Source organism: Nocardiopsis sp. Huas11 (assembly GCF_003634495.1).
Lineage (GTDB): Bacteria > Actinomycetota > Actinomycetes > Streptosporangiales > Streptosporangiaceae > Nocardiopsis.
The window spans coordinates 792,026-803,565 of record NZ_RBKY01000001.1 but is presented as its reverse complement, the minus strand read 5'-3'; the positions used below and the strand labels follow the sequence as shown (position 1 = coordinate 803,565).

The 11,540-nt window shown below is 72.6% G+C and carries 14 protein-coding genes; 9 read left to right on the top strand and 5 right to left on the bottom strand.

Annotation, left to right across the window (positions count from 1 at the left end):
- The first annotated feature begins 58 nt into the window (after positions 1 to 58).
- The 3 genes from DFP74_RS03565 (at position 59) to DFP74_RS03555 (ending at position 1,300) form a co-directional block, all read left to right on the top strand.
- Positions 59 to 883, top strand: a complete 825-nt coding sequence (locus DFP74_RS03565; protein ID WP_121180385.1) for a helix-turn-helix transcriptional regulator — start codon at positions 59 to 61, stop codon at positions 881 to 883.
- The gene (locus DFP74_RS03560) at positions 873 to 1,052 is read left to right on the top strand and encodes a DUF397 domain-containing protein (RefSeq protein ID WP_121180384.1); all 180 of its coding nucleotides are present in this window, start codon (positions 873 to 875) and stop codon (positions 1,050 to 1,052) included. The genes DFP74_RS03565 and DFP74_RS03560 overlap by 11 nt, the downstream gene beginning before the upstream one ends.
- A 68-nt stretch (positions 1,053 to 1,120) precedes the next feature.
- Positions 1,121 to 1,300: a DUF397 domain-containing protein gene (locus DFP74_RS03555; RefSeq protein ID WP_121180383.1), complete on the top strand. Its 180-nt coding sequence runs from the start codon at positions 1,121 to 1,123 to the stop codon at positions 1,298 to 1,300.
- Between the two features lie 50 nt (positions 1,301 to 1,350).
- Here DFP74_RS03555 and DFP74_RS03550 read toward each other — a convergent pair whose 3' ends face one another.
- Entirely contained in the window at positions 1,351 to 2,352 is a 1,002-nt protein-coding gene (locus DFP74_RS03550; protein ID WP_121180382.1) for an NAD(P)-dependent alcohol dehydrogenase, read from the bottom strand.
- Positions 2,353 to 2,441: 89 nt separating this feature from the next.
- Here DFP74_RS03550 and DFP74_RS03545 point away from each other — a divergent pair, with 89 nt between their 5' ends.
- Positions 2,442 to 3,107, top strand: coding sequence for a TetR/AcrR family transcriptional regulator C-terminal domain-containing protein (locus DFP74_RS03545; RefSeq protein WP_233570792.1), 666 nt, complete (start codon positions 2,442 to 2,444; stop codon positions 3,105 to 3,107).
- 164 nt (positions 3,108 to 3,271) lie between these two features.
- Complete coding sequence (locus tag DFP74_RS03540; RefSeq protein ID WP_121180381.1) at positions 3,272 to 3,751, top strand: ferritin-like domain-containing protein; 480 nt, start codon at positions 3,272 to 3,274, stop codon at positions 3,749 to 3,751.
- 154 nt (positions 3,752 to 3,905) lie between these two features.
- Here the strand turns inward: DFP74_RS03540 and DFP74_RS03535 are convergent, their stop codons facing one another.
- Positions 3,906 to 5,324 (bottom strand): VWA domain-containing protein, encoded by a 1,419-nt coding sequence (locus tag DFP74_RS03535; protein WP_121180380.1) that lies wholly within the window; start codon positions 5,322 to 5,324, stop codon positions 3,906 to 3,908.
- A gap of 113 nt (positions 5,325 to 5,437) precedes the next feature.
- Positions 5,438 to 6,046 (bottom strand): hypothetical protein, encoded by a 609-nt coding sequence (locus tag DFP74_RS03530; RefSeq protein WP_121180379.1) that lies wholly within the window; start codon positions 6,044 to 6,046, stop codon positions 5,438 to 5,440.
- A gap of 176 nt (positions 6,047 to 6,222) precedes the next feature.
- On the opposite strand from DFP74_RS03530, the gene galE reads away from it, so the two are divergent.
- Positions 6,223 to 7,194, top strand: a complete 972-nt coding sequence (galE, locus tag DFP74_RS03525) for a UDP-glucose 4-epimerase GalE (protein ID WP_121180378.1) — start codon at positions 6,223 to 6,225, stop codon at positions 7,192 to 7,194.
- 17 nt (positions 7,195 to 7,211) lie between these two features.
- On the opposite strand, the gene DFP74_RS03520 is transcribed toward galE, so the two are convergent.
- Positions 7,212 to 8,228 carry a GlxA family transcriptional regulator gene (locus tag DFP74_RS03520; RefSeq protein WP_121180377.1) on the bottom strand — a complete coding sequence of 339 codons (1,017 nt, stop codon included), beginning with the start codon at positions 8,226 to 8,228 and terminating at the stop codon, positions 7,212 to 7,214.
- A 70-nt stretch (positions 8,229 to 8,298) separates the two neighbouring features.
- On the opposite strand from DFP74_RS03520, the gene DFP74_RS03515 reads away from it, so the two are divergent.
- Entirely contained in the window at positions 8,299 to 9,603 is a 1,305-nt protein-coding gene (locus tag DFP74_RS03515) for an MFS transporter (RefSeq protein WP_121180376.1), read from the top strand.
- The gene (locus tag DFP74_RS03510; RefSeq protein ID WP_233570791.1) at positions 9,600 to 10,088 is read left to right on the top strand and encodes a hypothetical protein; all 489 of its coding nucleotides are present in this window, start codon (positions 9,600 to 9,602) and stop codon (positions 10,086 to 10,088) included. The genes DFP74_RS03515 and DFP74_RS03510 overlap by 4 nt, the downstream gene beginning before the upstream one ends.
- Positions 10,089 to 10,256: 168 nt before the next feature.
- On the opposite strand, the gene DFP74_RS03505 is transcribed toward DFP74_RS03510, so the two are convergent.
- Positions 10,257 to 11,027, bottom strand: coding sequence for an alpha/beta fold hydrolase (locus tag DFP74_RS03505; RefSeq protein WP_121180375.1), 771 nt, complete (start codon positions 11,025 to 11,027; stop codon positions 10,257 to 10,259).
- A 68-nt stretch (positions 11,028 to 11,095) separates the two neighbouring features.
- Here DFP74_RS03505 and DFP74_RS03500 point away from each other — a divergent pair, with 68 nt between their 5' ends.
- Positions 11,096 to 11,443, top strand: coding sequence for a MerR family transcriptional regulator (locus tag DFP74_RS03500; RefSeq protein ID WP_121188009.1), 348 nt, complete (start codon positions 11,096 to 11,098; stop codon positions 11,441 to 11,443).
- Positions 11,444 to 11,540 lie beyond the last annotated feature (97 nt).

Genomic DNA, 11,540 nt, shown 5'->3' with positions numbered 1-11,540 from the left:
GTTATACTTCTGGATACTTTCGGTAGACTTCCTGTAGCCGGGGTGGTTTCCTTGGTGCATGGTTCTAGATGGTGAACGGGACGTATCCGACATCCGGTTCGGTCAGGCGCTGGCGAGAGCAAGGAAAAGGGTAGGAAGGACGCAAACCACCCTGGCGCGCTTTCTGGGGTGCAGTAAGGGGCACATCTCCCATATCGAGTGTGGATACCGGCGTCTGGCCGAGGTTTCGGTGGCCGGGATCGATGAGGAGCTTCAGGCGGGTGGGCGGCTCGTGCGGCTGTACGGAGAGCTCTACGCACCGCAGGCGCTCGACTGGTTGGACAAACTGCACCATCTCCAGGCCGAAGCCGAAATCATCCGTGAATACCACAACTCGTTGGTGCCGGGGTTGCTGCAGAAGCCACGTTATGCGGCTGCGGTTATAGCGGCTGGAGGTCCCTGGCTCACGACGCAGGAGGTCGAAGAGCGGGCCAAGACTCGGATGGGGCGATCCAATGCCATCGTGAAATCGAGCCTTCCGTACCTCAACGTGGTACTGGACGACATGGTCGTCAAGCGTCCGGTCGCTGATCCCCTGGTGATGTTTGAACAGTGTCAGTACCTGTGCGAACTGGCGGAGTCAGGACGCATCGTTCTGCAGTTCTTTCCTTGGGACAGTCGGCCTCATGCTGGTCTGAACGGACCCATGATGTTGCTGTCGTCCGGAACGGCACCCGATGTCTTCCATGCTGAGTCCGTGTATCTCGGTCAGTCGTTCGACGATCCGTCCACAGTACGTCGGTATGGCATGCTGTTCGCACGATTGCAGGCCAATGCACGCCCCGAGCGGGAGTCGGTGCGGTTCCTGCGCGAGGTGATGAAGGAGTACGAGAATGCCCAGTGAGCGTTCGTGGCACAAGGCCACCTACAGTGCGGGAACGGACAACTGCGTGGAGGTCGCCGAAGGCCCGGTGACCGGGGTTCGTGACACCCAGTACCGGGACCGAGGACGTCTGGATCTTCCTGCTGGCGAGTGGGCCGCGCTGGTGAACGCTGTTGGCCTCGCCGGGTAGGGGCTGTCTCACTGGGCATGGGCAGTGTGTGCTTGGAGTCCCCTGCGAGGTGATGAAGGAGTACGAGAATGCCGAGTGAATGTTCGTGGCACAAGGCCACCTACAGCGCTGGTTCCGAGAACTGCGTGGAGGTCGCCGAAGGGCCGGTAATCGGAGTTCGGGACACCCAGTACCGAAGCTTGGGACACCTGGACGTTCCCGCTGGTGAGTGGGCGGCGCTCCTGGCCTCCGTGGGCATGGCCGGATAGCAACAGGGCCGCACCGATCTTCGGCCTGTGATCGGGCGGGCCGGAGGTGGTCAGGAGTCGGTCGGGGACGCGGTCTCCGCCACCGTCACCACCGTCTTGCCCCTCGCGTGCCCCTGGCCCTGGCGGGCGAGCGCCGCGGCGGCGTCCGCCAGCGCGTAGGTCCGGTCGATGACCGGCCGCACCCGGCCCGACTCGATCAACTCGGCGAGGGCGGCCAGGGCGTCGGGGCCCGGCTTGGCCGCGAAGGGCTTCATCCTCGGCCCGCCGCGCAGGGAGGCGAGCACCACGCGCAGGAGGAAGGGGAGCGGTCCGAGCAGGCTGCCTCCGGGCATGCCGGTGGCGGCGACGTAGACGCCGCCCCGGTGCAGCACCCGGCGGTAGGCCGCCGGCGGGTGACTGCCCACGAGGTCGAAGACGACGTCGTAGCGCGCGGCCGACCGGGTGCAGTCCTCACGCGTGTAGTCGACGACCTCGTCGGCGCCGATCGAGGTCACCAGATCGACGGCGGGGCCGCTGCACACGCCCGTCACGTGCGCCCCGAGTGCCTTGGCGATCTGGACCGCGAACGTCCCCACGCCTCCGGACGCGCCGTTGACCAGGACCCGGTGGCCGGGGCGCACGCCCCCGGCGTCGCGCAGGCCCTGGAGCGCCGTGACTCCCGCCAGTGGCACGGCCGCCGCCTCCGCGAGGCCGAGTCCGGCCGGCGCGGCCGCCAACACGTCCTCCCCGGCCACGACGAACTCGGCGTAGGCGCCGGCGGACAGTTCGCCGAACACGGCGGTGCCCGGTCGCCACCGGGTGACCCGGGCGCCCACCGCCTCGACGGTTCCGGCCACGTCCTTGCCCCTGATCGCGGCCTTGGGCCGGGCCAGGCCGAACAGGAGCCGGAGCACGTACGGGAGACCGAGGAGCTCGAACCGGTCCGCCGGGTTGACCGACGAAGCGTGCACGCGCACCAGGACCTCGTGGTCCGCGGGCTCGGGGCGGTCCACGTCGCGGAGTTCCAGAACGTCATGGGGCTCGCCGTAGCGGCTCTGCGTGATCGCCTTCATGACGCTCCATTCCTCTACTTACACCGTAAATACTTACTCCGTAAGGTAGACTCCGCTGCGCTGCCCGTCAAGAGGAGGTCGATGTCCCGGTGCCGACGCGCAACGATCCGCCCCAGGCCCGCCGCGCGCCGCTGACCCGCGACCGCGTCCTCGACGCCGGCGTCGCCCTGGCCGACGCCGAGGGCATCGGAGCCCTGTCGATGCGCCGGCTCGGACGCGAACTCGGGGTGGAGGCCATGTCGTTGTACAACCACGTCGACGGCAAGACCGACCTCCTCGACGGGATGCTCGACCGGGTCGTCGGCGAGATCGAGTTGCCCGAAGGGGACACCGGTTGGCGGGACCAGGCGCGCAGGCGTGCGATCTCGGCCCACGAGGCGCTGATGCGCCACCCCTGGGCGGCGTCACTGTGGACGTCGAGCCTCAACCCGGGACCGCGGCGGATGCGCTACATGGACGTCGCGCTGCGGTCGCTGCGGGCCGCGGACTTCACCCCCGGACTGCTCGACCGGGCCTTCCACACCATCGAGGACCACCTGGTCGGCCACGCCCTGCAGGCGCTGGGCTTTCCCCTGGACCCCGACGAGATGGAGGAGGCGGGCGAGCGCGTCCTGCGCTCCTTCCCGGTCGAGACCTATCCGGACCTGGCCGCGCACATCCGGTACCACGTGGAGTCGAAGGACCAGGGCGGCGGCTTCGAGTTCGGTCTCGACCTCATCCTCGACGGCCTGGAGCGGCTGCGCGGATCGGCCTGAGGGGTCCGTGGTGCCCTCCGGGCCGCCCGCGCGAGCGACCGGCGCACCCCTGTGGAGCTGGCGGTCGTTTGCCTCCCACTCGTCCGGGTAGCGCGTCGCACCAAGGCACGTCCCGTGCCCCGAAGCGCGGGAGGTGCACAGCGAAGCCGAATTGGGGGATCTACGTGAGCAGTCGCGAACAGCTCATCATCTGGCTCAACGACGCGTACGCGATGGAGAAGGCACTGGAGGACGTCCTGGAGCGCCACGCCAAGGACGCGAAGGACCATCCCGACGTGCACGAGCGCATTGTGCGGCACATCGAGGAGACGCGGGGACAGGCGGAGACGGTGCGCGGGTGCATCGAGTCGCTCGGCGGCTCTCCCTCCGTGGCCAAGAACACCTTCGCCGACGTCCTCGGAGCCATGCAGGGCGTGGTGACCAAGCCCGCGAAGGACACCATGGTCAAGAACGCCCTGGCCGACTTCGCCACCGAACAGTTCGAGATCGCGTGCTACAGGGCCCTGATCCACTCCGCCCGCGTCCTGGGCGAGGAGGAGATCGCGCTGAAGCTGACCGGAATTCTGCGCCAGGAGGAGGACATGGCCGCCTTCCTGGAGGAGAAGCTGCCGATCGCGGTGAACGAGGTCCTCGCCCAGGCCTGATCGCACGCCCGCTCGCCCGTACGCGGCCAGGGTCCGTCCTGTGCCCGCCCTCCCCCGACCGCCGGGCACCGGTCCGGCCAGGGTCCGCCTCGCGCCCGCCCCCGTACCGACGGGCTCCGGTCCCCGCCGCACGACGCGGCGGGGACCGGACGTCTCAGTCCTCCTGCCCCGGGTCCTGCGGCGGCCTGCGCCGGGACCGGGGTGATTCCGGGTCGGGGTGGTACAGGTCGCCCCCGGTCTGGTGGCCGCTGATCTCGCCGCCGGGCCGCGGCGGGGTTCCCTCTCCGGGCCGCGGCGTCTCCGACCCTGGCCGCGATTGGTGCCGGCCCCGCTTGCGCGAGTACCCGGACTGGCTGGAGTACAGCGACTTGGAGGTGCGCGAGGCGTCGTCGGTGCGCGCCAGCGCCGACATCCGGCCCAGTTCCTCCTCCTGCGCCGCCAGGTCCGCCGACGCCGCGCCCGGGACGCTCGACGGCCGGGGCAGGTCGCCCCGCGCGCGGTCCAGGATCTCCGCTGCCGCGTTCCGGTCGCCGCGCCGCAGTGCCTCGCTCGCCTCCCGCTTGGCGGTCTGCGCCCGTTGCAGGGCCTCCTCCGTGCGCACCTCCGGCCGGGGCGAGCGGTCGCGTGCCTCGTCACCGGGCACCACGTTCACGGTGATCGGCAGCGTCGCGGTGTAGGTCGTCATCGTGGTCGGATCGACGTAGGTGACGTCGAGGGTGGTCACGGTGACCGTTCCCAGCGCCGCCATCCCCGGGACCTCCACGCGCAGCAGCAGGCGGCGGGTCTCCCCGGAGAAGAAGTCGCCGAGCTCCACCATGAGCGAGCCGTCGGGCAGTCTGGAGGACGGCATCTCGCCGACCACCGAGACCTCCTTGACGTACGGGCCGGGCGGGACCCGCAGGGACGCCGCCTGGGCCGACTTGGCCAGCAGGTACTCCGCCTCCTGGGCGATGAGCCCGCCCGCGGTGTCGGGGTCCTCGGCGAACAGTGCGCTGCCCGCTCCGCCGTCGGCGACCGCGCCGAGCAGCGCCTCGTCGTAGCCGAGCCCGTAGCCGAGCGTCGTGGTGGTCACGCCGTGGCCGTAGGCGTCGGCGGTGACCTGGTGGAGCAGGTCGTGGTCGGTGACCCCGTGGTTGGCGTGCCCGTCGGAGATCAGCAGCAGGGTGGCGCCCTGCGCGCCGCCCGCCCTGCGGGCCTCCTGGATCCCCCGGAGCAGTCCGGAGGACAGGTCGGTGCCGCCGCCCGGCACCAGGCCCCGGATGCGGCGGCGCACGGCCTCCTTGTCGGTGAGCGGCCCGGTGGGCACCTCCACCACGGCCTGGGTGTCGAAGGAGACCAGGCCGAAGTGGTCGGAAGGGGCGAGCCGGTCCACCAGGCCGACCAGGGCGGTGACCGCGCCGGCGAGTCGGCCGCCGCCCATCGAGCCGCTGCGGTCCAGCACGATCTGCAGAGTGGCGGGCGGCCGCTCGGAGTCGGCCTCGCGTTCGGGGGCCGTGATGTCGATCAGGACGGACACGGCGTCGTCGGTGTCGAGGGGGACGACGTCGAAGTCGAGGAGAGCGGACAGGTGCATGTGTGCTCCACGGGTAGGCGCGGTCTCCAGCTTAGGAAGGGGGTCCGACGATCGCGAGGACCGTCGGGACCCCTGTGGACGAACCGGCGCACGCGCGTGGGCGCGACGGGCCGTCAGGTCGAGCGCAGGCCGAGCCTGCGCAGCTCCAGTGCGGCGAGCACGCGGGTCGCCTCGGGGTCGTCCGCGTGCCAGGCGCCGACCGGGTCCTCGTGGACGCCCATCAGCCGGGTCGGCGAGACGGACGTCAGGGCGCGCAGCGCCAGCAGGCGGGACCCGGCCTCGGGGCTCATGGCGCGCATGCTCCGCACGGCGGTGGCCTGGCGCATCCAGCGGACCCGGGCCGGAAGCCACGTGGCGGCCAGCAGGGCCAGCGGGATCACCGCGGTGACCAGGGGCAGGTACAGGGCCAGGTCGGCCACCGACGCCTGGAAGGACGTCCCGGCGGAGGTCAGCGACTCCCCGGCCCCGCCCACGCTGGCGAAGGGGGCCGCGAGGGCGTCACCGGCCAGGGGGACGCGCTCGGCGGCCTCGGCCGCGGTGGCCATGTGCTCGGACACGCCCGCACCCGCGCTCGCGAGGAGCTCGCCGGGCCGGTCCAGGCGGGAGACGGCCTCGCGCAGCGACAGCGCGGTGGAGATCCACAGGACGGCCCAGGCCAGGGCCAGCAGATCGGACAGCAGTTGGAGGCAGGCGCGCACGGGACGCTCGGCGTACAGCTTCACGGGGGGCTCCGGGATGAGGGCGGGGCGGGACGGTCGTCGAGTGACCGTTACCCGCCTGGTGCTCCGTCCACCCTGCGACAGGGTTCTGTTGGAAATAGACTGATCCTGTTGACTTGATGTTTGATTTCGTATGTTCTGTGGGGAAACGCGGGAACTGCACCGACTCGGAGGGTGATATGCGGGTTCTGGTCACTGGCGGCGCCGGATACATCGGCGGCGTCGTCACGGCGATGCTCGTGGAGGAGGGCCACACGGTCACCGTGCTGGACGACCTCTCCACCGGGCACGCCGACGCCGTGCACCCCGGTGCGGCCTTCGTCCAGGGCACGGTGCGCGAGCGCGCCGCGGAGGTCCTGCGGGAGGGGTTCGACGCGGTCCTGCACTTCGCGGCCAAGTCCGTGGTCTCGGAGTCGGTCGCGCACCCGGGCCTGTACTGGAGCGGGAACGTGGGGACCTCGCTCGCCCTGCTGGAGGCGATGCGCGCCACCGGGACGGGGCGCCTGGTGTTCTCCTCCACCGCCGCCGTCTACGGGGAACCGGAGTCGGTGCCCATCACCGAGGACGCGCCGGTGCGCCCGACCAACCCCTACGGCGCCACCAAGGCCGCGATCGACACCGCCCTGACCGAGCACGCGCGCCTGCACGGCATCGCGGCGGTGAGCCTGCGGTACTTCAACGTCGCGGGCGCCTACCAGGGGCTGGGGGAGCGGCACACGGTGGAGACCCACCTGGTCCCCAACGTGCTCAAGGTGGCGCTGGGCGAACGGGAGTCGGTGTCGGTGTTCGGGGAGGACTACCCCACGCCGGACGGCACCTGCGTGCGCGACTACATCCACGTGGCCGACCTGGCGCGCGCCCACCTGCTCGCCCTCGGCAGGGCCCGGGCGGGGCGGCACGACGTGTTCAACCTGGGCAACGGTGCGGGCTTCTCGGTCCGCGAGGTGGTGGAGGTGTGCCGTGAGGTGACCGGCCACGCCATTCCGGCGGTGGCCTCGCCCCGCCGCCCCGGTGACCCGGCGGTGCTGGTGGCCTCCGCCGACCGCGCGGGAGCGGTGCTCGGCTGGCGCCCCGAGCGCTCGTCCCTGCGCGACATCGTCGCCGACGCCTGGTCCTTCCACCGCGACCGCGCCGGCGCCGCCGTCGAGTAGGGGCCGCCCGGCCCCGGTCAGGCGGCGGGCAGGCCCGTACGCGGGCTCGCCGCCGGGCCGCGGAAGGTACGCCGGTACGCGCTCGGGGAGACGCCGAGCTCGGCCTGCATGTGCTGGCGCAGGGAGGCCGCGGTGCCGAACCCCGCGTCGTGGGCGATGCGGTCCACCGGCAGCGCCGTCTCCTCCAGCAGCTGGCGGGCCCGGTCCAGCCGCCGCTGGGCGATCCACTGCCCCGGGGAGACCCCCATCTCGTCCCGGAACCGCCGGGTGAACGTGCGCACGCTCACCGACTCCAGGTCAGCCATCGCCCGCAGGCTCGGCTGGCGGTCCAGGTGCTCCAGCGCCCAGGCGCGGGCGCGCGCGGTGCCGGAGCGCTCGGGCTCGGGCACCGGACGGCGCACGTACTGGGCCTGTCCGCCGTCGCGGTGCGGCGGTACGACCGTCCCGCGCGCCACCTCGCCCGCGACCGCGGCGCCGTGGTCGGCGCGGATCATGTGCAGGCACAGATCGATGCCGGACGCGACCCCGGCGGCCGTGAGCACGCGCCCGTTGTCGGTGTAGAGCACGTCCGGGTCGAGGTCGATGTGCGGGTACAGGGCACGGAAGATCCCGACCGAGCGCCAGTGCGTGGTCACCCGGCAGCCGACCAGGATCCCGGCGGCGGCCAGGACGAACGCCCCGGTGCAGATCGAGGCCACCCGCGCGTCCGGGCGGATCCGGTCGAGCGCCGCCGCGAGCACGGGATCGATCGGGGAGTGCGGCCGGTCGCCGTAGTCGGCGTCGGCGGCGGGCACGACCACGGTCCGTGCGTCGTCGAACGCCTCGGGGCCGTGCGCGACGTTGAGGCTGAAATCGGTGTCGGTGCGGACCTCGCCCGGTGCGAGTGCGCAGGTGGCGACCTCGTAGAGAAAGGCGCCGGAGGAGTCGCGGGCCTGCCCGAACAGGCGGTGGACGATCCCCGCCTCGATGGGCAGGACCCCGTCCCGGACGAGGACGGCGACGCTGTGGCGGTCGGGATGCGTGAACACGGACATGACCCGATTCTTGCGCATGTTGGCCTTCGGGTCACTGTCGGGGCGGAGCTGAGCGCCCGAAGCTGGTCCCATGAAGCACCAGACACGCACTCCGCTCCTCCACCGGGCCTGGCCGGTCGCGCTCGTGGCCGGCCTGGCCATCGTCGCCGCCGCCGCGTTCGCCGGGATGCCCGGCCTGCTCGTCGACCCCCTGCACGCCGAGTACCAGTGGTCACGGACCTCGATCGGAGCCGCCGCCTCGGTCAACATGGTCGTCTACGGGCTGGTCGCTCCGTTCGCGGCCGCCCTGATGGACCGCTTCGGGCTGCGGCGGATCGCCGTCGTCGCGCTGCTGGCCGTCATGGCCGGAGCGGCCCTGACCACGGTCATGGACCAGGCCTGGCAGCTCACCCTCTACTGGGGCGTGCTGATCGGCGCGGGCACCGGATCGCTCGCGATGACCTTCGCCGCGACCGTCGCCCACCGCTGGTTCGTCCGGCGGAGGGGCCTGGTGATCGGGGCGCTGACCGGGTCGAGCGCGTTCGGGCAGCTGGTGTTCCTGCCCGCGCTGGCGTGGGTCACCGACACCCAGGGCTGGCGCCCGGCGGTCGTGACCCTGGCCCTGGCGGCGGCGGTGGTGGCGGTGCTGGTCGTCCTGGTGCTGCGCGACCATCCGGCGGACGTGGGGCTGCGGCCCTATGGGGCCCGGGCGGACGTCCCCCGGCCGCGGGTGCGGGAGGGCGCCGCCCGCCGGACCGTGCGCGTGCTCGCCCGGTCGGTGCGCCGGAGGGAGTTCTGGCTGCTCGCGGGGGTGTTCGCGATCTGCGGGGCGACCACGAACGGCATCCTGTGGACGCACTTCGTGCCCGCCGCCCGCGACCACGGGATGGCGGTCACGGCCGCCGCCGCCCTGGTGTCCACGATCGGGGTGTTCTCCCTGGTCGGGACGGTGGCCTCCGGCTGGCTCACGGACCGCTTCGACCCGCGGGTGCTGCTGGCGGCCTACTTCGGGGGCCGGGCCGTGCTGCTCGCGCTGCTGCCGACGCTCTTCGGTCCGCAGGCGGGCCCGGCGATGATCGCGTTCGTCGTGGTGTTCGGCCTGCTGGACGTGGCGACCGTGCCGCCGGTGATCCTGCTGTGCCGACGCGTGTTCGGCGCGGACGGTGCGATCGTCTTCGGCTGGGTCAACGCCCTGCACCAGGTCGGAGCCGGGGCGATGGCGGTGTTCGGCGGCCTGGTCCGCGACGTCACCGGGGGCTACGGGCCGCTGTGGGTGCTGGCCGCCGTCCTGTGCGGGGTCGCGGTGCTGCTCGCCCTGCGCGCGCCCGGCGGGTCGCAGGAGGCCGCCGGGGAGCCTGGTGGTCCGGCCGAGCGGACCGCGGAGGTGCGCCGATGAGCGCCAAGCGCACGTTCCCTTCGTTCGCCCTGGCCCTGCTGGTCCTCGCCGGAGCCGTCGCCTACGTGGGATTCGCCGGACTCGACCAAGGGCTGCGCGCCGCTCGCGGTGAGGGCACACCGGGCGTGTTCACCGCGATCGCGCTCAGCTGTGTCCAGCACCCCGGTCACGAGTCGTGCGGCTGCGACGGCACGTTCGCCGGCGCCGGGGGCGGCCCCGACCGCGAGGTGACCCTGCACGGGGCGGGCCGCGACACCTGCGAGGTGGGCGCGGAGATCGCCGCCGTGGACGCCGGGTCGGACACCCGCGTCTACGGCCCGGACGGCTCCCGCGAGTGGATCTTCTCCGCTCTCCTGCTCGCGGGCGCCGGGGCCGTGGCGCTGTGGTCCGCGGTCCAGGCCGGCCGGGGCGTCCTCGCGGCTGGTCGGAGCGGCGCCACCGCCGACCGGGAGAGCCTGGGGGAGGGGCGCCGGGAGTCCCGCTGAAGCAGGGTGCTGCGGCTCGCCGGGTGGAGGCCGAGGAGTCCTGCCTGAGCCCAGAGCGCCGGTGCGTCCCGGGCGGTGGCTCCGGGCCTCCCGGCCGAGTCCAGGCCCGCGGTGGTTCATGCGGCCGGCCTCCGGGTGTCCCGCCGGAGGGCGGGACACCCGCGCCGCTCAGCGGTGGCGGTCCAGGAACTCGCGTACGGCCGCGCCCCACGGCTCGGGCGCCTCCGCGGCGACCAGGTGGCCCGACTCGATCTCGACCAGTTCCGCGCCCGGGATGCCGGCGGCCAGCTCACGGGAGAGCTCCGGCGAGGCGAGCCGGTCCAGGGTCGCGGCGACCACCAGCGTCGGCACGCCGATCCCCGCGAGTTCGGCGGTGGTGTCGACCCGCTCCACCAGGCGCACCTGCTCCGGTGTCCCCTCGGGAACGAACTCGGCCAGCCCGGCCACCGAGTCCGCCAGCTCCGCCGGGCTCAACCCCTCCAGGGCGGGGTCGCCCGCGGCCATGAGGGTCAGGAAACGGGCGAGCAGCTCGCGGTCGCCGTCGAGCAGGTCCCGCCACACGCGCACCGCCAGCCGCATCCGGTTGTTCATCCGTGCGAACCCGGCCGTGAGGACGAGTCCGGTCACCCGGTCGGGGTGCCGGGTGGCGGCGCGCACGGCGATCCCGGTGCCGAGCGAGTAGCCCAGGATGGTGAAGCGTTCCACCCCGGCGTCCACGGCCGTGGCCACCAGGGTGTCGGCGACCGTGTCCAGGTCCAGCGGGACGGCGCTGCGCGGGGTGGCGCCCGACCCCGGCAGGTCCGGGGCGACCACGGTGTGGGTCCGCGTGAGGTCCGCCATGAGGGGGCCGAAGTTCGCCTCCGCGCCGCCGCCTCCGCCGTGCGCGAGGAGGAGACCGGGGCCGGAACCCTTGACTGTGTGTGTGAAATGTTCGACCATGCGGCGACGTTAGGCACTCACACCGGTGTGAGGGTCAAGTGCGGGACAAGGGTGAGGTGGGCCACGGCATGCTGATCGGCGAGCTGTCGGAGCGGACCGGCGTGAGCCGTCGACTGCTGCGCTACTACGAGGAGCAGGGGCTGCTCGACTCGACCCGCTCGGCCAACGGGTACCGCGTCTACGACCCCGAGGCCGTGCGCACCGTCCGCCACATCCGCGCCATGCTCGACATGGGCCTCACCACCCAGGTGATCGCCGCGCTCCTGCCGTGCGCGCGCAGCGGGGAGGACGCCCCGCTCGATCTGGAGATGTGCCCGAGCCTGGTCGGCACCATCCGGCGCGAACTCGCCGAGCTCGACGCGCGCATCGACGAACTCCAGCGCCACAAGGGCGCCCTGGCCGCACACCTCGCCTGAGACTTCGGGCGGCCCGGAGCCGCCGGGCCGAGCACACTCGGAGCGGTTCCTTCTCATGGAGGCTCCTCGTGGGGCCCGACGGGTCCCACGAGCCGCG

Coding starts and splice junctions, on each gene's coding strand:
- DFP74_RS03565 (WP_121180385.1), top strand. CDS start 59: ATGGTTCTAGATGGTGAACGGGACGTATCCGACATCCGGTTCGGTCAG.
- DFP74_RS03560 (WP_121180384.1), top strand. CDS start 873: ATGCCCAGTGAGCGTTCGTGGCACAAGGCCACCTACAGTGCGGGAACG.
- DFP74_RS03555 (WP_121180383.1), top strand. CDS start 1,121: ATGCCGAGTGAATGTTCGTGGCACAAGGCCACCTACAGCGCTGGTTCC.
- DFP74_RS03550 (WP_121180382.1), bottom strand. CDS start 2,352: ATGAAGGCGATCACGCAGAGCCGCTACGGCGAGCCCCATGACGTTCTG.
- DFP74_RS03535 (WP_121180380.1), bottom strand. CDS start 5,324: ATGCACCTGTCCGCTCTCCTCGACTTCGACGTCGTCCCCCTCGACACC.
- galE (WP_121180378.1), top strand. CDS start 6,223: ATGCGGGTTCTGGTCACTGGCGGCGCCGGATACATCGGCGGCGTCGTC.
- DFP74_RS03520 (WP_121180377.1), bottom strand. CDS start 8,228: ATGTCCGTGTTCACGCATCCCGACCGCCACAGCGTCGCCGTCCTCGTC.
- DFP74_RS03515 (WP_121180376.1), top strand. CDS start 8,299: ATGAAGCACCAGACACGCACTCCGCTCCTCCACCGGGCCTGGCCGGTC.
- DFP74_RS03510 (WP_233570791.1), top strand. CDS start 9,600: ATGAGCGCCAAGCGCACGTTCCCTTCGTTCGCCCTGGCCCTGCTGGTC.
- DFP74_RS03505 (WP_121180375.1), bottom strand. CDS start 11,027: ATGGTCGAACATTTCACACACACAGTCAAGGGTTCCGGCCCCGGTCTC.
- DFP74_RS03500 (WP_121188009.1), top strand. CDS start 11,096: ATGCTGATCGGCGAGCTGTCGGAGCGGACCGGCGTGAGCCGTCGACTG.